Here is a 22,666-nt window from a genome sequence, read left to right as displayed (position 1 = left end):
TGCCATGCGCATCCGAAATGATTATTTTTCGGAAGTAGCAGTTTCCGGTCTTTCGTATTTCCTGCGGATATCTTTCATGACAAAAAGATAGGAAACACCGGTAAATACTGCTGCTGTAACCCACGCTGCCGGGTCACAGAAGCATGCAAGTGCATAACTTCCTACCGCCATGGAAATCATTGCTACAACCAGACGTGCAACCAATTCAGAAACACCACCCATCATAGGCAGGAATCCATATCCGCAGCCCTGCATGGTATTTCGGAATACGAAAATACTGCTTAAAGGAATGTAAAAGATCACACTCATATAAATGTAAGTTTTTGCCCATGGAAGCATGCTGTTCATATCCACATTTCCAGTGAAGAAAAGTCCAAGAGCTGGTTTCAGAAGAATACAAACCAGCACGGCTGCTGCAAGAGCATATACAACAGAAGCTTCCAGAGACGCTTTAACACCCTGGCGGATTCTCTTGATATCACCCTTTCCGAAGTTCTGTCCACTATATGTCGCCATAGTCTGTCCCATAGCCATCATTCCCTGGGTTACCAGGTTCTGCACCTTGCTGGCTGCCGTAAAAGAGGCAACGGCATCGGAACCGAAAAGATTGATGGCAGATTGCATGACCATAGTACCGGAAGCTGTAATTGCAAACTGCAATGCCATAGGAATTCCCATAGCCAGCTGGTTACGGCTCTCCTGGCCGTGAAGCCTCCAATGTCTTCTGTTTGGGGCAAGAGAAGGCATACGTATATAGATGTAGACCAAACAGAGTATTGCGGAAACGCCCTGAGAAATAATGGTTGCCCATGCTGCTCCGGCAACGCCCATTTTAAAATTGATAATCAGTACCAGATCCAGAATTACATTTAAAGCTGCGGAAAATACAAGAAATACCAGCGGAATCTTACTGTTTCCAACTGCACGCAGGTAAGAGGAAAACAGGTTGTAAAAAATAGTGGCGATGATTCCGGCGCTGATGATCATAATGTAGGTATATGCATCCTGAAAAATGTTGTCAGGTGTGTTCATCAGCTTCAGAAGAGGGCGCATGCCCAGCAAACTTAAAGAACTGATGATTACGGTAAAAATCAGGGAAAGAAGAATTCCGTTAGCTACACTGATCTTTACCCCTTCGGTATCTTTGGCACCGAAGCGCTGAGCGGTGAGTACGGAGAAACCAGCTGTGATTCCCTGCGAGAAGCCCACAGTAAGAAACATGATCGTTCCGGTGGATCCGACTGCCGCAAGGGCATCCGCGCCTACATAGCGTCCTACAATAATCGTATCTGCCATATTATAGAGCTGCTGAAAAATGTTTCCAATAATAAGAGGAAGCATAAATTTCAGGATTACCGGCAAAGGCCGGCCTTTTGTCATATCTTTTTCCATAAAAAACTCCTTATTGAGAAATATAGAAATCGTAAATAAAAAGTGTTACTAAATTACTTACATATTAGAGTGTATCAGAGTCTGTTTGAAAAATCATTCCCACAAAATATAACGCACATTTTGCAGATTGCATTTTTTTACATACTCTGGAAGCGAAAATTATTTTATCACACTGCGGATTATCTGTCACTATTTTATTTTTGACTATTTTAAAGGCATTTAATGCCATAATGTTCAAGAAACCACACTTTTTCTCAAAAAATGTTTAGGAATTTTGACTGATATGTTGGTTTTGCTTGCTATTTGCTCTCATAAATGGTAAAATCAAATATAACGTGAAGATATTTTTTTGAAAGAGAGGCATTCATATAAATGGCAAATGAACATGGAGAACAGATCAGAATCGTGCAGGAGACTGTGGCTGGTAAGGAGATTACTTTTGCCCATGTAATGGGAGGACCGGCACCGATCATTTATCAGAAGCTTGGGTTGAATCCGCAGCTGGATTATCGTTCCTCTGCAATTGGAATCATGAATATGACACCTCCGGAATCCGCAGTTATCGCTTCTGATATTGCGGTGAAGAGCGGTAATGTTTATCTTGGATTTGCAGATCGGTTTACAGGGACTTTGATCATTACAGGAGAGATTTCTGATGTAATGTCTGCAATGACTGAAATCGTAAATTATTTCCGGGATTCTCTGGGATATGTGGTCTGCAATATTACGAAACGATAGGAAGTAGAAGCATGGAGCGAATAACGAAGGAAGAGCTGCTGGAAATGCTATTCCATGATGATTATGAACATCTGAAGGGGAAGAAGCTTCGTATGACTCGTGTGCGTGTACCGGGAAAGGAAGTTTGTCTTGCTCATGTGATCAGTCCTTCCCAATCTTGTATTTATGAAAATCTGGGACTGCATATTGGAGTTCATGAGGGGGAAGACCACACAGGAGAATCCATTGGTCTGATCCGTTTTACTCCCTGGGAAGCGGTTGTGGTAGCTGCAGATGTTGCCATGAAGAGTGCAGATGTACAGATCGGGTTTATGGATCGTTTTTGCGGTTCTCTGATCATTACAGGAGGATTGTCCCAGGTGCAGACTGCTGTGGAAGAGGTCGTACGTTTCTTTGACAGAGAGTTAGGCTTTAAAACATGCGCGGTTCACAGAAGCTGACAGATACCTTATGGCTGCGGGAACAGCAGCTTATGGATACGATATTATGATATGCAAATGTAAAAATACTGCACTGCTGTATTTTTACAAGTAAGGTTTATTGAAAACAGGGGAAATACAATTCGATGAAGAAAATTTTTTTGATGGGAAGAAGTGAGGCCGGCAAGACCTCACTGACGCAGGCACTAAAAGGCGAGGAGCTTCATTATATAAAAACACAATATACCAATTCCAATGACGATACCATTGACTCTCCGGGGGAGTATGCAGAGTCAAAAAGATTCAGTGTAGGACTTGCATGTTTTTCCTTTGAGGCAGATGTGGTGGCAATTGTGCAGGCTGCAGATGAGCCATTTAATCTGTTTGGTGCAAGCTGCCGCTCTTTTATCCTTCGTCCTCTTATTGGCATTATCACAAAAATTGATTCACCATATGCCAATATCCCTATGGTGAGACAATGGCTGATCAACGCTGGATGTGAACGCATTTTTATGGTGAATAATGTGACCAGAGAGGGAATTGATGAGTTGATGGAATATCTGCAGGAGGATACCCCGAAGCTTACATTGGAACAGGCGAAATTCAAACAGAGCCTTGGTCTGAACGAGTGGGATCCTCTTCCAGAGGGAGTGGCTTATCCGGAAGAAAAAGAGAATATGCTATAAAAAATTCCCATTCAGATTTTCCTGTTATCTGGATGGGAATTTTTATATGGTATGTTGCTTATGTAAATTACGGTATTAAAGAAATGTACCGCTTTAACAGACAGAGGGTTTCTTCCTTCGGACGATCAGACTGGTGATCGTGCCGTTTTCTGTTTCTTTATACAATTCTGTTAACATCATTTTTACATCCAAAGGTTCCAGAGGAGGAACATATTGGGGCGGTAAATCCTGAAGAATTCCATTTTGGATAAAAGTTGACAATCCTTTTTCCGAGAAAATCGTTACATAATTTTTCTGAATGTTCCGCAATACGGAAAAATGTCTTTCAACAAGGTGGAACATGGTATCATAAGGCAGGTTTGGTGCCTTCATATATTTTTTTATAAGTCCAGGAGTGATATACCTGCCGGGACAGGGATGCGCCATGAGGATTTGCAGTCTGTCAGGACTGGTTCCGGTAAGATACTCCTGCAGCACATCCATAATATTGGAACTGCATTGTACCCAAAGCTCGCAGTTTTGAACCAGAGATAAAAAGTAATTCCGATAATAAAACACTAAAGGCTCATTTTTGAATACCTGGGCAGTACTTTGATCTTCTGCAATTGTTTGAAGGATATTATCCGAATGCAGGGATTTATACAATTTTGAATTATTTGACGGATGGAGAGGGAGCAGCCTATTTCTATAATTCGGATGGAAGAAGGACTAAGGGAAAAGTAGAGAACTACTATTATTTGCCTGACTGTTCAGAAAAAGATACCGATTCTATCAATCGAGGCGGAATGATCCAACCTATTGGATGTCATTTTTTAACTGAGGATGATGAAAAAGTTTGGAATGATAATTGGATTAATAGCAGTTTTAATGTGTGTACCAGAAATGGCATGGGCAGAGGCAAGCTCTGTTCGGGTAGATGCACAGGAGGTTCCAGTAAATGGAAACTGGTACGAGTATAAAATTTCAGAAGGGGAATATGTATATTGTCCTATTGTGATTAAAGATAATGGAAGACTGGATGTAAGTGTTCAGATAAACTTTGAAGGTCACCATTATGTGGGGCTACTGGATCAAAACTATGAGGCTGTCAGGCGGGACAGCGTGAATCCCCCGGAAGAGGAACCGGAGCCTGAAATTGCAATTCCTAAAATAGAAATAGCAGTAGGAGAAACCACAGAATTAACAACAGATAGTAGTTCTGATAATATCAGCTGGGGCAGCACAGATCCGTCCGTAATCGTGGTATCCAACACGGGAACTGTTATGGGCTTAAAATCCGGAACCGCCTGGGTAGCAGGAATCCCCACCGACGGTTCACCGATCATATTATATCAGATATTGGTGCAATAATTGGAAAATAAGTTAGCAACCACCAGTTCAACTTAAAATCTATGATTTCGATATTCCCGGGGACTGCATCCCTTTATTTTGGCAAAAACTTTGGAATAATAATTGGGGTCTGAAAATCCAGCCTTGTCAGCCACCGCGCTGACAGGCTGGTCATCCTGCAAAAACTCCAGGCTGCGCTCGATCCGATATTCCTGCAAAAAGGCAAACAAGGTAGTATTCATATGACGTTTAAAAAGCCGGGTACATTCGCTTTCACACAGGTGGATGTGTCCGGCGATGTCATTTAAGGTGATCTTATTTTGATAATTTTCTTCTATGTAGGACAGAATCTTCTTGATTCGGTCGTATTCCAGAGAGTTTTCCCTGGAAGCCTGGGGTTCGTAGGTAATATGCTCCAGAAGAAGCCGCCACATGGATTGCAGGCAGATGGTAATGTCCAGCTCATAAAAATCCGGTTTCTTTTCATCCAGATCAATAATGCGGAGAAGATATTCGCGAAAAGGCTTGTGCCAGGGCTCACTCTGGTCGATACAGATGGCAGGGAGCATAGAATCCTGAATGACAGGATCTACATATTTGCTGTTGACAGTGCTTTGGAAAAATCCATAAATCAGCCTGGAATCAAAAGTTACAGGAATATAAGCGCAGTCCTTCTGATTTTCCATTGTGCCAGAGTGAAGGGCACCGGAGTTGTTAAATACAATATCTCCTTCTTTTAAGTGGTAAACCATATGGTTGACCTTGTAGCACATAGTGCCTTTTTGCACATAAGTAATCTCTATTTCCGGGTGCCAGTGCCACATAAAGGAACCAGACTCATATTCTGAAAGTTTCTGGTAGCTGACCAGGAATGGAAACTGTTCATTGCCGTGCTGTTTTAATTCTTTTTGAAACTGATTGGTTATGATCTGCATGCCAAACCTCCCGAGAAAAAATTTCATATCCTGTGGACTGTATAGAATTCCATATGTTCAAAAATAGAGAACTACAATAAAACGCATAAATTTACCTGTATTATACATCTGTTAAAGATAAAAACGCAATATATTACTTGTTTTTCGCAAGTTATTTAAGGTAATGCAAAGGAAATGCATGTAAAATGAAATTAACTTGATGAGAGATCCGGATAAGCACAGATGAAGCGGAAAATATGCACTGAGGCAGCTGGAGTACAGAATGTAAAATTATAACAATATTAACAAAAATAGGAGAATGAGACCATGAATTTACCAGAAAAAGCAAACCTTGAGAAAATCTATGGAGAGAACAGTGCCTGCGCAGCTCGTTTCCAGAATCTAGCAGACAACTTTGCCAGAATCTACAAACATGACCATGCAGATTTCTTTACTTCCCCTGGAAGAACAGAAATCATCGGAAACCATGTTGACCACAACGGCGGCAAGGTAATCGCAGGAAGTATCAATCTGGATACCATCGGCGCAGCTGCACCGAATGGAACCAACGTGATCCACATTACAAGTGAAGGCTACAGAGATGAGATCGTAGTTGATCTTGACAAGATCAGCAGAGCCAACTATCCGAAAGGAACCTTTGCCCTGGTTGCCGGTATGATGGAAGGTGCGAAGAAGAATGGCTTTCAGACAGCTGGTTTTGATGCCTATGTAAGCACCAACGTGATCGCAGCAGCAGGAGTAAGTTCCTCTGCATCCTTTGAAATGCTGATCTGCGTAATCATCGATTACTTCTTTAACGACAGCAAGATGACTTACACAGACTATGCAAAGATTGGTCAGTACGCAGAGAACGTATACTGGGATAAAGCTTCCGGAATGATGGATCAGATGGCATGTGCAGTTGGTGGTCCGGTTCTCTTCGACTTTGCAGACAGAAATGATCTGAAATACAGCAAGCTGGACTTCTCCTATGGAAAATTTGATCACAAACTGGTTATTGTAAACACCGGAAAAGGCCATGCAGATCTCAGCCAGGAGTACTCTGAGATTCCAGGTGAGATGAAAGCAGCAGCCAAGGTACTTGGTGCAGAGCTTCTTCATGAGACTACTCTTGAAAATCTGCTTGCACATGTAAACGAGATTCAGGACGACAGAGCAATTCTCCGTTCCATTCACTTCTTTGAAGAGACTTCCCGTGTAGAACGGGCAGCAGAGGCAATTGGTAAGGCAGATTACGAGGAATTTTTGAAGCTGATGGATGAATCCGGAAGATCGTCCTGGGAACTGCTTCAGAACTGCTACTGCATGAAAGACTGCCACGAGCAGAAGATCCCGTTGGTTCTTGCTCTTACCCAGCTGTTCCTGAACAAGATCGGCGGCGGTATCTGCCGAGTACATGGCGGCGGATTTGCCGGTGTTATTGCAGCTGTTGTACCGGAAAATGAAATGGAGAATTATGTAGAATACATTTCCCAGTATGTTGGCAGAGAGAACGTTTATCCAATGGATATCCGCGCAATTGGAGCTGTTCACATTGGATAATGACAATATTCTGAGTTATCTGAACTAAAGGTGACCTTTTTCGCAGCAGCTTTTCGCTATGACAGCCAGTTTAGAACTTTTACAGTCTTTTTGTGTTACCGTATTTGCGTAATATATACATAAAGAATCTGGACATATTTCCTTCTGACGTGCTATATTGAGTCTATCACAGAATTTTCGGAAATAAAGGAAAATACGAAAGAAGGAGAATCAGATGGAAAGATTGATTTTTCATGTTGATGTGAACAGCGCTTTTCTTTCCTGGGAGGCAGCGAGCAGAGTAAAGGCAGGTGAGCCGGATCTGCGGGAAATTCCGTCTGCAGTAGGCGGTGATCCCAGGACACGTACCGGAATCATAGTTGCGAAATCCATTCCTGCCAAGAAATACGGAGTACAGACTGGTGAGCCCGTGGCAATGGCCCTTCGAAAATGCCCGAATCTGGTAGTGGTACCTAGTGATTTTCGCCTTTACACGAAGAATTCCCAGGCATTTAAAGCAATTTGTAAATCTTATGCTCCTGCAATGGAATCCTTTTCTATTGATGAGGTATTTCTGGACATGACTGGAACTTCCCTGATCTACCCGGATCCCATAGCAACAGCCTGTGAGATAAAGGATAAGATTTATCAGGAGCTTGGATTTACAGTAAATGTGGGAATTTCCACCAATAAGCTGCTGGCGAAAATGGCCTCGGACTTCGAGAAGCCAAATAAAGTGCACACCCTTTTCCCGGAAGAAATCCCGGCAAAAATGTGGCCTCTTCCCATCAGAGACCTGTTATTTCTGGGAAAAGCTTCGGAAAAGAAGCTGGTTGATTTCGGTATCCGCACCATAGGGGAACTGGCTCAGGAAAGGGAGTCCACTATTCAGACACTTCTGGGAGAAAAGACCGGACATCAGCTCTTCCAGTACGCCAGAGGCATTGACAATTCTCCGGTTTTGGAAGTGCCTGAAGAGAGTAAAGGCTTCAGCGTGGAGAAGACTTTCAATGATGATATTGTATCTATGGAGCAGATCCAGCCTATTTTATTGGAGCAATGCGATGTGGTAGCCACCAGAATGAGGCGGAAAGGAAAGAAATGTACCTGTATTTCTGTCACCTTCCGCACTCTGGATTTTAAGAATCGTTCCCATCAGATGAAGCTTGGAAGTGCTACGGATGTAACCGATGAAGTCTACGCAAATGCCAGAAAACTGTTCGCAGAGTTCTGGAAAGGGCAGCCATTACGTCTGATCGGTGTGGCACTGACCGGACTTACTGAGGACGGATTCGAACAGATGTCCCTGTTTGAGGACTGTTCGAAAAAGGAACAGCGCCAGAAGCTGGATGCGGCGATGGATGCCATCCGCATGAAATTTGGAAACGACAAGATCACCCGTGCCAGCATTATGAACAGCAATGCAGGGATCGGGCGAAAAGCCAAGGCGCAGATGGAAAACGAAGAAAATGAAAAAGAATTCTAAAAGAAATAGAAAAGAGAACATTGTCATTTCCTTTGCAGGGAAGTGCAATGTTCTTTTTTTACACAGGAAACACGGTTTTGTTCCTTATATGAAAAAATGTAAAAAACCACTTGACAAAAATACAATTCTAGTGTACTATACAGCTATGACAGTGATACAGAAAGAGAGGTAACCATGGAATATAATTCATCGCTGCCAATTTATCTCCAGGCAGCAAATTCTATAAAGCAGGATATTGTAACAGGCAAGCTGTCTCCTGGTGCGAGGCTTCCATCTGTGCGGGATCTGGCGGTAGAATATACCATTAATCCCAATACAGTCAGCCGTGTATATAAAGAATTGGAGATGGAAGGCGTCTGCTTTACCAGACGCGGGATGGGAACCTTCGTGACAGAAGATCCGGAAAGGGTGCAGCAGCTGAAGGAAGAGATGGCAGGAACCCTGATCCGGGAATTTCTGGAGGGAATGGAGCAGCTTGGCTTTTCCAGAGCCCAGGCAATCGGACTTCTGGAGAAAGAACAGTCGGAATGACGAGGAGTGTATAAAAATGATCTTAGAGAGCAGAGAAGTAACGAAGAAATACGGCAGTAAGACTGCTGTGAATCAGGTATCTTTACAATTGGAGCCAGGTCTTGTATACGCCATGCTTGGCCCCAACGGAAGCGGCAAGACTACCTGGATGAAAATGGTGGCAGGACTTGTAAAGCCTACCAGCGGTGAGATCCTTTATCAGGGAACGCCCATTGGCAAAGAAAGTAAAAAAGAGATTGCTTATATGTCCACGGAGCCTTATTTCTACAACTGGATGACAGTTTCAGATGTGGGGAAATATTATGAGGACTTTTTCGAAGATTTTTCCATGGAGAAATACAGACAGATGATTTCCCGCATGGAGCTTACAGAGGACATGAAAGCGAAAAAGCTGTCCTCTGGTATGATGGCCAAGCTGAAAATTGCAGTTACCATGGCAAGGAAGGCCAGGCTGTACTTGCTTGACGAACCGTTGAATGGCATTGACCTTCTTGCAAGAGACCAGATTATGAAGAGCATTCTGGAAGCCATAGATCCAGATGTGACACTGGTAGTTTCCAGCCATCTCGTAGACGAACTGGAACGTGTAGCAGATGCAGCCATTTTTATGAAAGATGGCATTTTGGCAAATCAGTGCATGGTAGAGGAGCTTCGGATCAATGAACACAAATCCGTAGTGGATCTGTACCGTGAAATCTATGGACATGGAGGAGAAGAAGTATGTTAAAGTTGATGAAATACGAGCTTCGGAAAACCGCATTTTCCAAACTGGTTCTGTTAGTGATAACAGCAGTTGCGGAAATTGCATTTTTAATAGGTGTATTTTGGAAAAAGGATAATATTCTGGCAATGGGAATTATTTTCCTGGTCATGTGTACAATATTTGGTGTTATCTACATTGGTATAGAGAGTGTAAATGTTCTCCATCGTGACCTGAATACCAAACAGAGTTATATGTTATTTCTTACGCCAAAGAGCAGCTATCAGATTCTGGGAGCCAAGATCCTGGAAAATGGAATTTCCATTATCATGGCAGGCGCATTTTTTGCAGCACTGGCAGCCCTTGATGTGACAGTGGCAACTCTTTACATTGGTGGTCTGAAAGAGATGATCAATCTGGTGAGTTCCTTTATGGAAGTAAACTGGTCCGTGACTTTTACTCCGGCAGAAGCAGCTTTCTATTTCTTTGGTCTTCTGGCAAGCTGGATCGTCTTCATTGTGAATGCTGACCTGTCCGTGATCTTATCTGCCAGTGTCCTTGCAGGTAAAAAAGGCAGCGGCATCGCCGGCTTCCTTATCTTCCTGGTAATATCTTCTATTATTGGAAAGCTGCTGGATCTCATTCCGGTTCTGAAGAGTATGGAACTTACTTTTGTCCTGTATATTGCAGCATCATTTGCCATTGCGGCAGTGCTGTATGTAATCAGCGGTTGGATCATGGAGAAGAAGCTAAGCGTATAATAGAAAACGCAGGATCAGAAGTTTAGAGCGTCAAAAAAGATCTATTTCAAAACAGGGCATTACCTGCTTCTCGTTGAGGAGTAAGTAATACCCTGTATTTTTTTTTACTTAATCAGGCGTTTTTTTGAATTAGTACTGACCACTCTGGCCGCTCTGTCCTGCGGACATGGATCTTTCCTGCGCCTCGATCATCTTTTTCACCATATATCCACCTACACTACCATTCTGTTTGGAAGTAAGGTTTCCGTTGTATCCGTCTGTAAGCGGCACACCCAGCTCATTTGCAACCTCAAATTTGAAACGATTTAATGCGCCCTTTGCTTCTGGTACAGCTGCTTTGTTAGAAGAAGTATTGTTTGACATAATCATTTTCCTCCTTGGTTAATTGTTGTTTTGTTTGATGTTACATTGCTAGTATGTACTCTGAAAATGAAAATACACTGGGAATAAATGGGGTGCTCAAAAAACAGACAACAAAAAATAAATATGCCGGACAGCAAAATGTTTTAACTTGACGCTACACTCGATAATAATTTATGATAAAATAATTGTGAAAGGAGCTGTTTTACTCTAATTTTCAGGCTGTTCCTATTCCGACCACGATCCGGTTTATATGAAATTTGAATTAAAAAAATGATGTTATGATCAACAAGATTTGCAGGAATGAAATGGAAGTATTGTGAGGTGAAAGAAGATGTACCGGATTTTAATAATAGAAGATGATGATACTATTGCCAAAAATATTGCAGCGCATTTTAATCGTTGGAATTATGAGACAAAGCAGATTGCAGATTTTAAAAATATAATGGAAGAATTTCTGAAGTTTGCTCCTCAACTTGTTCTCTTAGATATCGGACTGCCATTTTACAATGGTTTTTACTGGTGCCAGGAAATACGTAAAATCTCAAAAGTACCGATTCTTTTTCTATCATCAATGAATGATAACATGAATATTGTGATGGCAATGAACATGGGTGGAGACGAATTTATAGAGAAACCGTTTGATCTGAATGTATTAACGGCAAAAGTACAGGCATTGTTGAGACGCGCTTATTCATTTCTATGAACTCTCCCTATCCGGAAGAATTTAACAGGCAGGCCATTGGACTTACTGCCAGCCTGCATTTTGCACCGACTCAGAAAGCAGCGGATGCACTGCTGAAAGAGGGTAAGGATCCAGAGCAGATTTTTGTCACAGGAAATACAGGAATTGATGCTTTGCACTATACGGTGCGAAATGATTTTTATCACCCGGAAACAGAATGGGCAAAAGGCAGCAGACTGATTGCTGTGACAGCACACAGAAGGGAAAATCTGGGAGAACCCATGCGTGATATGTTCCGGGCTATACGCAGGATCGTGGAGGAATTTACAGATGTGAAGGTTATTTATCCTGTACATTTGAATCCGCAGGTCAGAAAAATCGCAGATGAGGAATTCGGTGGATGTGATAGAATACACCTGATCGAACCACTGGATGTGGTAGAATTTCATAACCTGATGAAAGCCAGTTATCTGATCATGACTGATAGTGGCGGAATTCAGGAAGAAGCTCCGGCATTGGGAAAACCTGTGCTGGTCATGCGAGATACAACAGAACGTCCGGAAGGTGTGGAAGCAGGAACCTTAAAGCTTGCAGGCACGAAGATGGAGGATATTTACAGAGAATGCAGGCAGCTTCTTACAGAACCTGAAATTTACAGAAGGATGAGTGAGGCCAGAAATCCTTATGGTGATGGGACTGCAAGTATCAAAATCAGAAAAATCCTGGAGAATATAGATGCATGAGCATAAACACAATTAATGCAGAAGAAAAGTAAAACATCGAAAGAACGTGATGAAACTTATTATATTTTGCATAACTGTGGGAATTTCACTTATGTTCATTTATTATCAGAATCTGAGAAAAGAAATAGATGTCCGGCAGAAATGGCTGGAAACAGTCTTGACCGGAGAAAAAAAGTGGATTCTTGAAAATCAGGGGCCTGAGGGTGAATTTTACATGAATGGAAGTAAAGCCGGAGATGTTAATCCATACTTTGCATGTATGGCTGCACTGGGGCTTCTGGCAGAAACAAAGAACTGCCCCATTACTGAAACAGAGAAAAAAGCTGTTGGCAGGTATCTGGACTGGCATACCGGGATTTTGCTGGAAACAGATGGAAAAATGGGAATCTACAGGAAAAAGAGTGGGAAACTTATTTATAAAGAAAAGGCTGATTCCGAAGACGGGTATCTTGGTATGTATCTTTTTCTTATGGTAAAATATCTGGAAAAGACAGAAAGTACAGACCTGCCGGAATACTGGAAAAAGGGAATCAGCCTTGCATTAAAAAAGATTCAAAGCCTGATGCAGGATGGAATTACACAGGTCTCAGAAGAAAATACAACAGTTTATCTGATGGATAATCTGGAAGTATGGAAAGGCCTGTACGAATTAGAACATGCAGGACTAAAGGATGTGCAGGCAATCCGTGAAATGCGTAATAAGCTACAGGCACAGATAGAAAAGCTATTCTGGGATGATGCAAATCAAAGATGGAGAATTATTGAAAACAGTGATCTGTATCACCAGAAAGAATTTTATCCGGATGGAGTTGCTCAGATTTATCCGCTGATTTATGAATTTCCGGTAAAAGAGAAGAAAAAGCAAAAGATATTATATAAGCAGTTTACGGAAAGGTTTCAGTGGCAGAAGCTGACTAAAAAAAGAAATGGCTTTTTGTGGGCAATGACAGGAATGGCTGCTGCGCAGATGGGGGATATCAATAACCTTTTGGAAATGATAAGAAATTATGAAGCAGAATACTGTGAGAACCGAAAATATCCGCTATACACAGGCGAAGCAGGATGGATTTGTATGGAATGTGAGAAATTGTATAGTTTATATGAAAGAAAAATAAAAACAGGATTTTTGGTTTGACCGGGCTTCCGGCTTTTTGTAAATTGCTGCAGAATATTAAATATGTACTCTTTAGACAATGACTTCAATTGTCCAGAAAAAAATCAAAGCATTGTTGAAAAAATTCTATTGTTACATGATTACGTAAATGATATACTTAAGTACAAGAAAACCGTGTGAAATTACAGCTTGCTTTTTGCACGGTTTCCTTTAAATTAGATAGTTAGTTTTGCCTAACATGATAAAAATATGACAAATTATAGAATAATAGATATTAGGGAATATAATCAACAAGCTATAGAATAAATACTATATCGCTGAAGATAATTACTTTTGCCAATAAATTTTTTCGAGCATATATGAAAGGAAATTTTATGCTAATAAATATTTTTGAAGGTATACTGATTCCATTTGTTGGAACAACGCTAGGTGCAGCATGCGTGTTTTTTATGAGAAAAACACTTAGCAAGTCAGTGCAACGTGCACTTGCAGGGGTTGCAGCAGGTATAATGGTTGCTGCTTCAATCTGGAGTCTTCTGATTCCAGCAATTAAACAATCTGAGAATATGGGAACTTTATCGTTTGTTCCGGCAGTTGTTGGGTTCTGGATGGGTATATTGTTTTTACTCGCACTTAATCATTTGATTCCGCATCTTCATGTTGGAAGTGATCAGGCAGAGGGACCGAAAAGCAAACTTGGCCGTACTACGATGATGGTGTTGGCAGTTACATTGCATAACATCCCTGAAGGTATGGCAGTTGGTGTAATGTATGCAGGATTTCTTGCTGAAAATGCACAGATTACAGCAACAAGTGCACTTGCTTTATCACTTGGAATTGCTATCCAGAATTTTCCGGAAGGAGCGATTATATCCATGCCGCTTAGGGCAGAGGGTGAAAGTAAAAGAAAGGCATTTCTGGGAGGTGTACTTTCAGGAGTGGTTGAACCGATTGGAGCAGTAATGACGATTCTTGCTGCACAGCTGGTAATCCCGGCATTACCATATTTACTGAGCTTTGCAGCAGGAGCCATGTTGTATGTCGTGGTTGAAGAACTAATCCCGGAAATGTCTCAGGGACAGCACTCGAATATTGGTACGCTTTTCTTTGCACTTGGATTTAGTTTGATGATGATCCTGGATGTGGCACTGGGGTAAGAGGAATGTTTCTTATGAGAATATTGATTTATGGTGCGGGTGTGATTGGATCCTTGTATGCGACTTTATTTGCAGATGACGGTTATGAATGGCTATGAGGCAACGAAAGCAATCCGCAGAAGTTCCCATGAACTGGCAAAGACGATCCCTATTATTGCCATGACTGCTAATGCATTTAAATATTTTTTTAAATACCCTTTAGGAATAGAAATAAACCTAAAGGGTATTTTCCTCTTAAGCGACATACAAGGGAGGGTTTGGTAGTTTCTATCTTAAGAGGGAAGCTTCCTGGTTGCAGTAAATACATCTATATTTTCCACTGGAGGACAATTTGAAGATGTGCTCGCAGTTTGCTTCCGTACTGGTAATGCAGCGGGGATTTTTGCATTTGATTACATTTTTTAAAGTTCTTGGCGGAACAGGATGATATTTTTTTACCACCTTTCCATCGCGAATTACGATCAAAGTGACTCCATCGTTTAAATAACCAAGGACTTCAAGACGCTCAGGCTCTGTAAGCCCCTCTATTTTAATCAGATCTTTACAGCCGTATTTTTCACTTCTTACGGACTGCAGTAGGGCAATGGACTGCTTCTGGGAATCCAGTTCCAATAGCTTGTAAATATCCATTCCTTTTCCAGCCGGGATATGGTCGATCACAATTCCATTTTGGATAGATTCAATCTTTAACATTACAGCACCGTCCTTCCTGTCAGCGGATCCGGGATTTCAAGCAGCGCCATAATAAGTGCCATACGGATATATTTTCCGTTTTGTACCTGGTCAAAATAAGCGGCTCTTGGATCCTGATCCACATCTGAGGCAATCTCATCCACCCTTGGAAGAGGATGGAGAACCGGCATATCCGGCTGTGCCAGATTCAGCTTCTCGCGGTTTAAAATATAGGTATCCTTTAACCGGACATAATCTTCTTCGTTAAAGAAACGCTCTTTCTGAACCCTTGTCATATAGAGTACGTCCAGTTTGGGAAGTGTTTCCTCCAGGCTGGTAACCTCTTTGTAAAAAGAATGGTTAGGCTTTAAGGTCTCTTCAATTACGTAATCCGGGATTTTAAGCTCTTCCGGGGAGATGAAGTAAAACTCATTTTCTGGATGACGTACCAGACTGTTTACAAGGGAGTGTACGGTTCTTCCAAATTTCAAGTCACCGCAAAAACCAACTGTCAGGTGATCCAGATGACCTTTTCTCTGGCGGATGGTCATAAGGTCGATTAATGTCTGGGTAGGATGATTATGTCCGCCATCCCCGGCATTGATTACCGGCACTGTGGCATACATGGAAGCGCGAAGGGGAGCGCCTTCCTTGGGATGCCGCATTGCAATGATATCTGCATAGCAGCTTACCACCCGGGCAGTATCGGCTACCGTTTCTCCTTTTGTGGCACTGGACTGTTCAGCACCTGCAAAGCCAAGGGATTTTCCGCCAAGGCTTAACATGGCAGATTCAAAGGAAAGACGGGTTCTGGTACTTGGTTCGTAAAAAAGAGTGGCAATCTTTTTCCCATCTGCCACATGGCTGTACACTTCTGGACTTTCTGCAATGCGGTCAGCCAGATCCAGAACTTTTGTAGTTTCTTCAAGGGTAAAATCAAGTGGATCGATCAAATGTCTCATAACCAGGCTCCTTTTGTTAAAAACTGATCCCGTCTGGCTCCGACGGAAATAAACTGAATTTCATGGTTCAGAAGCTGCTCCAGGATACGAATGTAAGCTTTTGCATTCTCCGGAAGCTCTTCATAGGTCCGGCAGCCCGAAATATCGCATTTCCATCCTGGAAGCATTTCTACTACAGAGGTATAACTATCCAGTTCATCCATAGGATCAAAATCGGTTACTATAACACCGTCACGTTTATAGCCTGTGATCACAGGAATCTCTTTCATGGAACTTAAGACATCCATTTTTGTCAACGCGATCTTATCTGCATTCTGGCATTTTAACCCATAGCGGCTGGCTACGGCATCAAAGGGACCTATCCTTCTGGGACGACCGGTGGCAGCACCATATTCACCGCCAGCTTTCCGCAACGCTTCTTCCCAGTCATCGGACATGGCATGTTCTGCCACAAAAGGACCTGCGCCAACACAGGTGGAATACGCTTTTAAAACGCCAATTACGTGATCCAGGGATTTTCCAGGGATTCCGGCACCAATGGGACCATAGGCAGAAATGGTAGAGGAACTTGAGGTATAGGGGAAAATACCGTAATCAATGTCCCTCATGGCTCCAAGCTGAGCTTCCAGTACCACCTTTTTGCCCTCTGACACTGCCTGTTCCAGATATTCCCCGGTGTCTGCAATATAGGGACCAAACAGTTCAGCCTGTTCCTCACACCAGGTAAGGAGTGCAGGGTAGGACATTGGCTCCTGATGATAACAGCCTGCAAGCTCCAGGTTCTTTGCCTCTAGCATGGTTTTTAATCTGGCTTTTACGGAATCCTCTTTTAAATGAAGGAGATCTCCCAGGCGAAGTGTTTTTTTACGGTACTTGTCACTGTATGCATAGGCGATTCCACGGCGGGTAGAACCAAAGGCACTTCCTGTCTTTGCAAGTCTGTTTTCTTCTAACTCATCCTGCACCTTATGCCATGGCATGGAGACTGTAGCACGTTTTGAAAGTTTCAGATGATCCGGTGTTACCCGGATTTCTTTTTTCTCTATTTCATGGATTTCCTGGGAAAGATGTTCCAGGTCAACCACCATTCCGTCCCCGAGGACGCACACCACACCTGGATGTAAAATACCAGAGGGGAGAAGATTTAAAACGAATTTGCCCTGGGTGGTTACCACTGTGTGACCTGCATTGTTTCCGCCCTGGTAGCGGACAACCACATCTGCCTGCTCTGCAAGAAGATCGATCACACGTCCTTTTCCTTCATCGCCCCAGTTAATACCGGTTACTGCTGTAAGCATTTGTTCCTCCTTTGAAAACTGGTCGGGCTGCTGTTTTCCTATTACAATAAACCGCTTTTTGCCCTACAACAGCGTTCTTTTTTGTTCGAGTACATAATACGCTTGACGTAGAAATAAGTAAAAGCTATAATTGATATGGCTGAAATAAATATATGACATGTCAAAAAAAGGAAAAATATTATGGACGTTAATTTCGAGTATTATAAGATCTTTTATTATGTGGCAAAATACCACAACTTTACCAAGGCGGCCCAGGCGTTAAACAACAGTCAGCCTAATATTACCCGGGCCATGAACTGTCTGGAACAGCAGTTAAATACCACTTTATTTATCCGTACCAACCGCGGCGTACAGCTCACTCCGGAGGGAGAACGGCTTTATATCCATGTGCTAAGTGCAATGGAGCAGTTCCAGGCAGCAGAAGAGGAACTGGCCGACAGCTCCGGATTATCCCACGGAAGTGTAGCCATCGGTGCCAGTGAAACTGCCCTCAATATTTTTCTGCTGGATAAATTAAAAAGTTTTCACATGACTTATCCTGGAATCCGGCTGAGGCTGTACAACCATTCCACCCCGGAAGCCATTGAATCAGTTAAGAGCGGAAAGATTGATTTTGCAGTAGTTTCCACTCCGGCAGAGGTGGATTTCCCATTGAAACAGATCATGCTCATGCCGTTTCAGGAGATTCTGGTTGGAGGCACTACTTTTACCGCCCTTAGCAGTCAGGAGCTTTCCCTTCGGGAGGTAAAGAACTATCCGCTGATTTCTCTTGGGCGGGAAACTATGACCTATAAATTCTACAACAGTGTATTTTTATCACATGGTCTGGATCTTTCCCCGGATACGGAAGCTGCCACTGCGGATCAGATTCTGCCTCTGGTAAAATGCGAGCTTGGGCTTGCTTTTTTGCCCCAGCCGATGGCAGCACCATCCCTTCTGAAAAAAGAGATCGTACAGATCCCATTAAAAGATGAAATTCCGGAGCGCCAGATCTGCCTGGTGTATGATAGCCAGCATCCTATGGGAGCTGCGGCAAGGGAATTAAAAAATACCATTCTATTAGGGCATGTATAAAAACAGCGTATGGAAAAAATTTTGGTAATTAGAAAAAACTTGGAGAAAGTACTTTATGGATTACATAAAAGAAGCGAAAATACTTGGTTTTTCAAATACGGCAATCATGGACACAAAAAAACTCGTATTCAAACCGGAATACCGAAAGTTTTGTGAAGAAAATCAGTGTGGATGTTACAACGTGAATCCAGCGTGTCCACCTGAATGCGGAACGGTAGAATCTATGAAACAAAGGGTATTTGCCTATGAAAAAGCGCTTATTCTACAGACGATACAAAGCAAGGATATGGACTATAAAATGGCGAAGCTTGCGCACAATAAACTCACCGAACAGTTGGCTTCTAAAATAATGGAATCTGGAAATACCGACCTGCTGATCATGTCCGCTGGTCCTTACAGGCACTATTCCTGCCTGTCCGCCTACTGTGTTGATGCCCAGGAAATGGCAGATGCGGTGGGAATGACCTGCTGGGGGACCGATGATAAGATACGGTATTTTTCACAAATTTTATTTCATGGAAACTTATAATGGAAAACACTTACAACGGTCTGTGATATGGCAGACATAAAAATATGATATGAAAAAGAAATCTCTCATCCTATTGCGGTATGACTATAACAATGCTATAATCCCTCCCGAAAAGAGACAGGTACAGTTCTCATTATGATCCAAACAGAAAAAGAGGCGTTTTAGTATGAAAACAGTTTTACCAAGAGAACAAGCTGTAGAAGATATTTTTTCCAGAATCCTGGCTTCCCCGGAGGCATCAGGAAGGCTTCGGAAAGTGTTTTACCAATATCTGGACGATGAACATATGCTGGTGGATGAGGATCCGGACCACTTTTTGCAGGTACTCTTTCACGCTTACCAGAACGGGGATGTAAGTGCTCTTCTTCTGGAATTGTGTGGCAAAAGTATGTTTGATCTGCTCCGCGAAGCCTACCTGATTCCAAGAAAATTCCATGGAAAAGCAGGAGAGAACCCGGTTCTTCTTACTAATGTGGAAGGAGAGCTTCTTCCAGAAACAGGGAAGATGGTTTCCGATCATGAATACGGAAAATTTAAAGAGACATTTGACAGGCATGAGTGTGTACCCAGGTCCGGGCTTTACCTTGCAGATGGATATGACATTGTACATTCTTACACGGACGGACTGGAAATTAAAGAAGAAAAAGAAGAACGCCAGCGTGGAATCTTGATCCTTTATGCACTCCCGGATACCTGTAAGCTGGGTCTTACAGAAGCCCAGACTTATGCCGTTGTATGGAAGACTTTCCAGGAAATCCAGCAGGCAGCACCGCATGCCGTCGTATTCTATGGACAGGAGACCGGTATAAAAAAAGAAAGTCCCGATAAACCCTTTGATGAGCTTGGCGTTCTCCTTCCTATCCATGAGTTTGAGAAGAAAATGCTTCAGCGCATGGAGGAAATTGATGGAATCGTCCTTGCCTGCAGGGAACGGATGATGGAACAGGCTGGAAATGACAGCCTGAAATTATAATGAGACTTTTTTGAAGGAAGTGGCTTTATGCAGTTGGAGAGGGTCAGAAAAAATCACATGGACGTGGAGTGGCATGAATACACCGATGAAAATGGTAAAAATACTCCCGTTATAAATGCGAGCATCACGGAAAAGGCTTCCATTATAGGACGTGTAGGGATTATGTTTTTATCCTGTGGAACTGGAGCATGGAGAGTCCGAAGCTCTATGAATGCCCTGGCGGAAGCGATGGGGATTACTTGCACCACAGATATCGGGCTGATGTCCATTGAGTACACCTGTTTTGATGGGGAAAACGGATTTACCCAGTCGTTATGTCTTACCAATACAGGGGTGAATACGTCAAAGCTGAACCGACTGGAGCATTTTATCCGCGATTTTGAAACAGAGGGGAAAAATATGTCCGGAGAAGAGCTTCATAGCTATCTGGATGAGATTGAAAGAATTCATGGCCTTTATTCCCCGGTAGCCCTGGGGCTGGCTGCCGCCATTGCATGCTGTGGATTTACCTTTCTTCTGGGCGGAGGACTGGTAGAAATGTTCTGTGCTTTTGTTGGCGCAGGACTTGGAAATTTCTTTCGCTGTAAATTAACAAAGCATCATTTTACCCTGTTTCTTGGAATTGTTTCCTCGGTTTCTCTGGCATGCTTTGTATATGCAGGACTTTTGAAATTAGGGGAAATCTTGTTTGGGATTTCCATTCAGCATGAAGCAGGATATATCTGTGCCATGCTTTTTATCATCCCTGGTTTTCCCTTTATTACCAGCGGAGTTGACCTGGCAAAGCTGGATATGCGTTCTGGCATGGAAAGGCTCACTTATGCACTGATCATTGTTCTGGTAGCCGCCATGTCTGCCTGGATCATGGCTATGCTCCTTCACCTGCAGCCAGTGGATTTCATAAAGATCCGTATGTCTGCTGCAATGTGGATCCTCACACGGCTTGTTGCAAGCTTTTTCGGCGTGTTCGGTTTTTCCATCATGTTTAACAGCCCAGTCAGGATTGCCTGTTCTACGGCAGTACTTGGTGCAATTGCAAATACCCTCCGTCTTGAACTGGTGGATCTCGTAGCTTTACCTCCGGCAGTAGCTGCATTTATAGGGGCACTTACAGCCGGACTTCTTGCCTCCCTTTTGAAAAATAAGGTGGGTTATCCAAGGATTTCCGTGACAGTGCCTTCCATTGTGGTCATGGTACCGGGGCTTTATTTATACCGTGGATTTTATAACCTTGGAATCATGTCCTTATCCGTTTCTGCATCCTGGTTTGCAGCTGCGCTTCTGATCATTGCATCGCTTCCGCTTGGACTAATCTTTGCAAGGATTTTAACAGATAAGACGTTTCGGTATTGTACCTGACTTGATTCGTGCTTGTAACAAAGACCGTAATAAATGTGATTGGTGAAATTGTGAAAAGGATATCTGATATTTTCTTTTGACCGGTGATTTTGACCTTACAGGCATTGACTGGGAACCGATTGGAAATATGAATGATATGCAGAATCATGTACTGCCGTATTTGCAGAGTTTTTGCAGTCTGGAAGAAAAAGGTGTGAAGGAGAGACGAGAACAGCAGGTGGCAGAGAAAAATGAGAGCAGAGAAGCTGTGCCAAGAGCTGGCGTTGAAGCAAATACAGCAGTTAAGGATGAAGGAAAAGCTGAAAGAAAGGCAGTAACACAGAAAAAGGCAATGCCAGGAAAAGAAACTGTCGATTCATGAACGTTTAGAAATCAATAAGAGAATTATCCAGGAAAAGCATGGAAAAGATAAGCCGGAGAGAGAAGCTGATTTGGGTGTAAGGACAGTGTAGAATAAGTATAACGAGTCGGAGGTCATGAAGATTATTGTGACCTCCGGCTTTTTGTAAATTGTTAAAAGAATTATATTGTTATATGATTTCGTAAGTGATATACTTAAACATAAGGAAAACCGTGTGAAATTACAGTTTGCTTTTTGCACGGTTTCTTTTATACATGGAAGTTAGTTAAACCTAACAGTAAAACGACGTGAAAGTACTTTTGACTATACAGAAAGGAATACATAATGCTAATAAATGTCTCAGGGACAGCACTCGAATATCGGTACGCTTTTCTTTGAACTTGGATTTAGTTTGATGATGATCTTGGATGTGGCACTGGGGTAAGAGGAGAGGAATGATTCTTATGAGAATATTGATTTATGGTGCTGGTGTGATTGGATCCTTGGAGAACTACCAAACGATGATATTTATGATTTTGTCTTGCTTACTGTCCGGGAAAACCAGCTGTATGAAGCACTTACTGAATTGAAAAATAATAAAAGTAATACGATTGTTACAATGATAAATTCACTGGACAGTTACAATAAATGGGAAGACATTGTCGGAAATGAATATTTTTCGCTTTTTACCCTTGCCATTTTTAGCGATTATGCTGGTAGTTACATTTGGAAGCAGTTTTGGAGATAAATTTATGTGTCAACATGCTATGAAGGCACCAGATGAAATGCGGGAATTGCATAAGCAGTTTTATGCTTATATGAAAAAAATGAAGAAATGCGGATGCAAGGCGAAAAAGGTACAGTGATTGGAGAAAAAAGCATGAAAATGAAAAATATAAAAA

The 22,666-nt window shown here is 42.4% G+C and carries 25 protein-coding genes and 1 pseudogene; 19 read left to right on the top strand and 7 right to left on the bottom strand.

Annotated features, from left to right (window positions below; genetic code table 11):
- Positions 1-21: 21 nt before the first annotated feature.
- The gene (locus tag AB5Z12_RS02085; RefSeq protein ID WP_118578383.1) at positions 22-1,392 is read right to left on the bottom strand and encodes an MATE family efflux transporter; all 1,371 of its coding nucleotides are present in this window, start codon (positions 1,390-1,392) and stop codon (positions 22-24) included.
- Between the two features lie 372 nt (positions 1,393-1,764).
- On the opposite strand from AB5Z12_RS02085, the gene AB5Z12_RS02080 reads away from it, so the two are divergent.
- The 3 genes from AB5Z12_RS02080 to AB5Z12_RS02070 all read left to right on the top strand — a co-directional run bounded on the left by AB5Z12_RS02080 (position 1,765) and on the right by AB5Z12_RS02070 (position 3,235).
- Entirely contained in the window at positions 1,765-2,130 is a 366-nt protein-coding gene (locus tag AB5Z12_RS02080) for a BMC domain-containing protein (RefSeq protein ID WP_118578382.1), read from the top strand.
- 11 nt (positions 2,131-2,141) lie between these two features.
- Positions 2,142-2,570: a BMC domain-containing protein gene (locus AB5Z12_RS02075; RefSeq protein ID WP_118578381.1), complete on the top strand. Its 429-nt coding sequence runs from the start codon at positions 2,142-2,144 to the stop codon at positions 2,568-2,570.
- A 125-nt stretch (positions 2,571-2,695) separates the two neighbouring features.
- Positions 2,696-3,235: a EutP/PduV family microcompartment system protein gene (locus AB5Z12_RS02070; protein ID WP_148462568.1), complete on the top strand. Its 540-nt coding sequence runs from the start codon at positions 2,696-2,698 to the stop codon at positions 3,233-3,235.
- Positions 3,236-3,328: 93 nt separating this feature from the next.
- Here AB5Z12_RS02070 and AB5Z12_RS02065 read toward each other — a convergent pair whose 3' ends face one another.
- The gene (locus tag AB5Z12_RS02065) at positions 3,329-3,718 is read right to left on the bottom strand and encodes a hypothetical protein (RefSeq protein ID WP_148462567.1); all 390 of its coding nucleotides are present in this window, start codon (positions 3,716-3,718) and stop codon (positions 3,329-3,331) included.
- Between the two features lie 357 nt (positions 3,719-4,075).
- On the opposite strand from AB5Z12_RS02065, the gene AB5Z12_RS02060 reads away from it, so the two are divergent.
- Positions 4,076-4,585 carry an Ig-like domain-containing protein gene (locus tag AB5Z12_RS02060; RefSeq protein WP_173719510.1) on the top strand — a complete coding sequence of 170 codons (510 nt, stop codon included), beginning with the start codon at positions 4,076-4,078 and terminating at the stop codon, positions 4,583-4,585.
- A 32-nt stretch (positions 4,586-4,617) separates the two neighbouring features.
- On the opposite strand, the gene AB5Z12_RS02055 is transcribed toward AB5Z12_RS02060, so the two are convergent.
- Positions 4,618-5,499: an AraC family transcriptional regulator gene (locus AB5Z12_RS02055; RefSeq protein ID WP_118578380.1), complete on the bottom strand. Its 882-nt coding sequence runs from the start codon at positions 5,497-5,499 to the stop codon at positions 4,618-4,620.
- Positions 5,500-5,805: 306 nt separating this feature from the next.
- On the opposite strand from AB5Z12_RS02055, the gene AB5Z12_RS02050 reads away from it, so the two are divergent.
- From AB5Z12_RS02050 to AB5Z12_RS02030, 5 genes are all read left to right on the top strand, one after another.
- Entirely contained in the window at positions 5,806-7,041 is a 1,236-nt protein-coding gene (locus AB5Z12_RS02050) for a galactokinase family protein (RefSeq protein ID WP_148462565.1), read from the top strand.
- Between the two features lie 214 nt (positions 7,042-7,255).
- On the top strand, positions 7,256-8,506 hold the full coding sequence (locus AB5Z12_RS02045) for a DNA polymerase IV (RefSeq protein ID WP_148462564.1): 1,251 nt from the start codon (positions 7,256-7,258) through the stop codon (positions 8,504-8,506).
- A gap of 174 nt (positions 8,507-8,680) precedes the next feature.
- Positions 8,681-9,037, top strand: a complete 357-nt coding sequence (locus AB5Z12_RS02040; RefSeq protein ID WP_173773243.1) for a GntR family transcriptional regulator — start codon at positions 8,681-8,683, stop codon at positions 9,035-9,037.
- A 16-nt stretch (positions 9,038-9,053) separates the two neighbouring features.
- Positions 9,054-9,764 carry an ABC transporter ATP-binding protein gene (locus tag AB5Z12_RS02035; RefSeq protein ID WP_179962500.1) on the top strand — a complete coding sequence of 237 codons (711 nt, stop codon included), beginning with the start codon at positions 9,054-9,056 and terminating at the stop codon, positions 9,762-9,764.
- Entirely contained in the window at positions 9,758-10,498 is a 741-nt protein-coding gene (locus AB5Z12_RS02030) for a hypothetical protein (RefSeq protein ID WP_313721979.1), read from the top strand. The genes AB5Z12_RS02035 and AB5Z12_RS02030 overlap by 7 nt, the downstream gene beginning before the upstream one ends.
- Before the next feature lie 129 nt (positions 10,499-10,627).
- Here the strand turns inward: AB5Z12_RS02030 and AB5Z12_RS02025 are convergent, their stop codons facing one another.
- Complete coding sequence (locus AB5Z12_RS02025) at positions 10,628-10,861, bottom strand: alpha/beta-type small acid-soluble spore protein (RefSeq protein ID WP_118584211.1); 234 nt, start codon at positions 10,859-10,861, stop codon at positions 10,628-10,630.
- A gap of 331 nt (positions 10,862-11,192) precedes the next feature.
- Here AB5Z12_RS02025 and AB5Z12_RS02020 point away from each other — a divergent pair.
- The 4 genes and pseudogenes from AB5Z12_RS02020 to AB5Z12_RS02005 form a co-directional block, all read left to right on the top strand.
- Positions 11,193-11,546 (top strand): annotated as a pseudogene (locus tag AB5Z12_RS02020) (response regulator transcription factor); the annotation flags it as partial.
- 14 nt (positions 11,547-11,560) lie between these two features.
- Positions 11,561-12,286 (top strand): non-hydrolyzing UDP-N-acetylglucosamine 2-epimerase, encoded by a 726-nt coding sequence (gene wecB / locus AB5Z12_RS02015; protein WP_368356826.1) that lies wholly within the window; start codon positions 11,561-11,563, stop codon positions 12,284-12,286.
- A 49-nt stretch (positions 12,287-12,335) separates the two neighbouring features.
- Positions 12,336-13,421 carry a hypothetical protein gene (locus tag AB5Z12_RS02010; RefSeq protein WP_368368539.1) on the top strand — a complete coding sequence of 362 codons (1,086 nt, stop codon included), beginning with the start codon at positions 12,336-12,338 and terminating at the stop codon, positions 13,419-13,421.
- A gap of 353 nt (positions 13,422-13,774) precedes the next feature.
- The gene (locus tag AB5Z12_RS02005) at positions 13,775-14,557 is read left to right on the top strand and encodes a ZIP family metal transporter (RefSeq protein ID WP_173770888.1); all 783 of its coding nucleotides are present in this window, start codon (positions 13,775-13,777) and stop codon (positions 14,555-14,557) included.
- A 267-nt stretch (positions 14,558-14,824) separates the two neighbouring features.
- On the opposite strand, the gene AB5Z12_RS02000 is transcribed toward AB5Z12_RS02005, so the two are convergent.
- From AB5Z12_RS02000 to AB5Z12_RS01990, 3 genes are read right to left on the bottom strand one after another with little or no spacing between them, the layout of a single operon-like run.
- A complete protein-coding gene (locus tag AB5Z12_RS02000) occupies positions 14,825-15,250 on the bottom strand; it encodes an aspartate carbamoyltransferase regulatory subunit (protein ID WP_148462559.1) in 426 nt (141 codons plus the stop codon).
- Positions 15,250-16,191, bottom strand: a complete 942-nt coding sequence (pyrB, locus tag AB5Z12_RS01995; RefSeq protein WP_195478796.1) for an aspartate carbamoyltransferase — start codon at positions 16,189-16,191, stop codon at positions 15,250-15,252. Before pyrB ends, AB5Z12_RS02000 begins: the two co-directional genes overlap by 1 nt.
- Entirely contained in the window at positions 16,188-17,489 is a 1,302-nt protein-coding gene (locus tag AB5Z12_RS01990) for an adenylosuccinate synthase (protein WP_368366354.1), read from the bottom strand. Before AB5Z12_RS01990 ends, pyrB begins: the two co-directional genes overlap by 4 nt.
- Before the next feature lie 180 nt (positions 17,490-17,669).
- Here AB5Z12_RS01990 and AB5Z12_RS01985 point away from each other — a divergent pair, with 180 nt between their 5' ends.
- The 6 genes from AB5Z12_RS01985 (at position 17,670) to AB5Z12_RS01960 (ending at position 22,630) form a co-directional block, all read left to right on the top strand.
- Positions 17,670-18,563, top strand: coding sequence for a LysR family transcriptional regulator (locus AB5Z12_RS01985; protein ID WP_227201138.1), 894 nt, complete (start codon positions 17,670-17,672; stop codon positions 18,561-18,563).
- A 55-nt stretch (positions 18,564-18,618) separates the two neighbouring features.
- Entirely contained in the window at positions 18,619-19,092 is a 474-nt protein-coding gene (locus AB5Z12_RS01980; protein WP_368357495.1) for a DUF2284 domain-containing protein, read from the top strand.
- A gap of 166 nt (positions 19,093-19,258) precedes the next feature.
- Positions 19,259-20,065, top strand: a complete 807-nt coding sequence (locus tag AB5Z12_RS01975) for a DUF4866 domain-containing protein (RefSeq protein WP_195591161.1) — start codon at positions 19,259-19,261, stop codon at positions 20,063-20,065.
- 27 nt (positions 20,066-20,092) lie between these two features.
- Positions 20,093-21,424 carry a threonine/serine exporter ThrE family protein gene (locus tag AB5Z12_RS01970; protein WP_195409835.1) on the top strand — a complete coding sequence of 444 codons (1,332 nt, stop codon included), beginning with the start codon at positions 20,093-20,095 and terminating at the stop codon, positions 21,422-21,424.
- A 76-nt stretch (positions 21,425-21,500) separates the two neighbouring features.
- Complete coding sequence (locus AB5Z12_RS01965) at positions 21,501-21,785, top strand: hypothetical protein (protein WP_243249314.1); 285 nt, start codon at positions 21,501-21,503, stop codon at positions 21,783-21,785.
- Between the two features lie 671 nt (positions 21,786-22,456).
- Positions 22,457-22,630: a hypothetical protein gene (locus AB5Z12_RS01960; protein WP_368368538.1), complete on the top strand. Its 174-nt coding sequence runs from the start codon at positions 22,457-22,459 to the stop codon at positions 22,628-22,630.
- The last annotated feature ends 36 nt before the right edge of the window (positions 22,631-22,666 follow it).

Source organism: Ruminococcus sp. RTP21358st1_G6_RTP21358_211008, from assembly GCF_040908885.1.
Taxonomy (GTDB): Bacteria; Bacillota; Clostridia; order Lachnospirales; family Lachnospiraceae; genus Blautia_A; species Blautia_A faecis.
Note: the sequence above shows the minus strand (reverse complement) of the source record. Positions and strands in the feature narration are given on the sequence as shown.

Bases quoted from the DNA above. Each gene is read 5' to 3' on its own strand.
- AB5Z12_RS02025 (WP_118584211.1), bottom strand. From the start codon at position 10,861: ATGTCAAACAATACTTCTTCTAACAAAGCAGCTGTACCAGAAGCAAAG.
- AB5Z12_RS02070 (WP_148462568.1), top strand. From the start codon at position 2,696: ATGAAGAAAATTTTTTTGATGGGAAGAAGTGAGGCCGGCAAGACCTCA.
- AB5Z12_RS02075 (WP_118578381.1), top strand. From the start codon at position 2,142: ATGGAGCGAATAACGAAGGAAGAGCTGCTGGAAATGCTATTCCATGAT.
- AB5Z12_RS02040 (WP_173773243.1), top strand. From the start codon at position 8,681: ATGGAATATAATTCATCGCTGCCAATTTATCTCCAGGCAGCAAATTCT.
- AB5Z12_RS02035 (WP_179962500.1), top strand. From the start codon at position 9,054: ATGATCTTAGAGAGCAGAGAAGTAACGAAGAAATACGGCAGTAAGACT.
- AB5Z12_RS02000 (WP_148462559.1), bottom strand. From the start codon at position 15,250: ATGTTAAAGATTGAATCTATCCAAAATGGAATTGTGATCGACCATATC.
- AB5Z12_RS02080 (WP_118578382.1), top strand. From the start codon at position 1,765: ATGGCAAATGAACATGGAGAACAGATCAGAATCGTGCAGGAGACTGTG.
- AB5Z12_RS02005 (WP_173770888.1), top strand. From the start codon at position 13,775: ATGCTAATAAATATTTTTGAAGGTATACTGATTCCATTTGTTGGAACA.
- AB5Z12_RS01985 (WP_227201138.1), top strand. From the start codon at position 17,670: ATGGACGTTAATTTCGAGTATTATAAGATCTTTTATTATGTGGCAAAA.
- wecB (WP_368356826.1), top strand. From the start codon at position 11,561: ATGAACTCTCCCTATCCGGAAGAATTTAACAGGCAGGCCATTGGACTT.
- AB5Z12_RS02010 (WP_368368539.1), top strand. From the start codon at position 12,336: ATGAAACTTATTATATTTTGCATAACTGTGGGAATTTCACTTATGTTC.
- AB5Z12_RS02030 (WP_313721979.1), top strand. From the start codon at position 9,758: ATGTTAAAGTTGATGAAATACGAGCTTCGGAAAACCGCATTTTCCAAA.
- AB5Z12_RS02055 (WP_118578380.1), bottom strand. From the start codon at position 5,499: ATGCAGATCATAACCAATCAGTTTCAAAAAGAATTAAAACAGCACGGC.
- AB5Z12_RS01980 (WP_368357495.1), top strand. From the start codon at position 18,619: ATGGATTACATAAAAGAAGCGAAAATACTTGGTTTTTCAAATACGGCA.
- AB5Z12_RS01970 (WP_195409835.1), top strand. From the start codon at position 20,093: ATGCAGTTGGAGAGGGTCAGAAAAAATCACATGGACGTGGAGTGGCAT.
- AB5Z12_RS02060 (WP_173719510.1), top strand. From the start codon at position 4,076: ATGATAATTGGATTAATAGCAGTTTTAATGTGTGTACCAGAAATGGCA.
- AB5Z12_RS02050 (WP_148462565.1), top strand. From the start codon at position 5,806: ATGAATTTACCAGAAAAAGCAAACCTTGAGAAAATCTATGGAGAGAAC.
- AB5Z12_RS02085 (WP_118578383.1), bottom strand. From the start codon at position 1,392: ATGGAAAAAGATATGACAAAAGGCCGGCCTTTGCCGGTAATCCTGAAA.
- AB5Z12_RS02045 (WP_148462564.1), top strand. From the start codon at position 7,256: ATGGAAAGATTGATTTTTCATGTTGATGTGAACAGCGCTTTTCTTTCC.
- AB5Z12_RS01975 (WP_195591161.1), top strand. From the start codon at position 19,259: ATGAAAACAGTTTTACCAAGAGAACAAGCTGTAGAAGATATTTTTTCC.
- AB5Z12_RS01990 (WP_368366354.1), bottom strand. From the start codon at position 17,489: ATGCTTACAGCAGTAACCGGTATTAACTGGGGCGATGAAGGAAAAGGA.
- AB5Z12_RS02065 (WP_148462567.1), bottom strand. From the start codon at position 3,718: ATGGATGTGCTGCAGGAGTATCTTACCGGAACCAGTCCTGACAGACTG.
- pyrB (WP_195478796.1), bottom strand. From the start codon at position 16,191: ATGAGACATTTGATCGATCCACTTGATTTTACCCTTGAAGAAACTACA.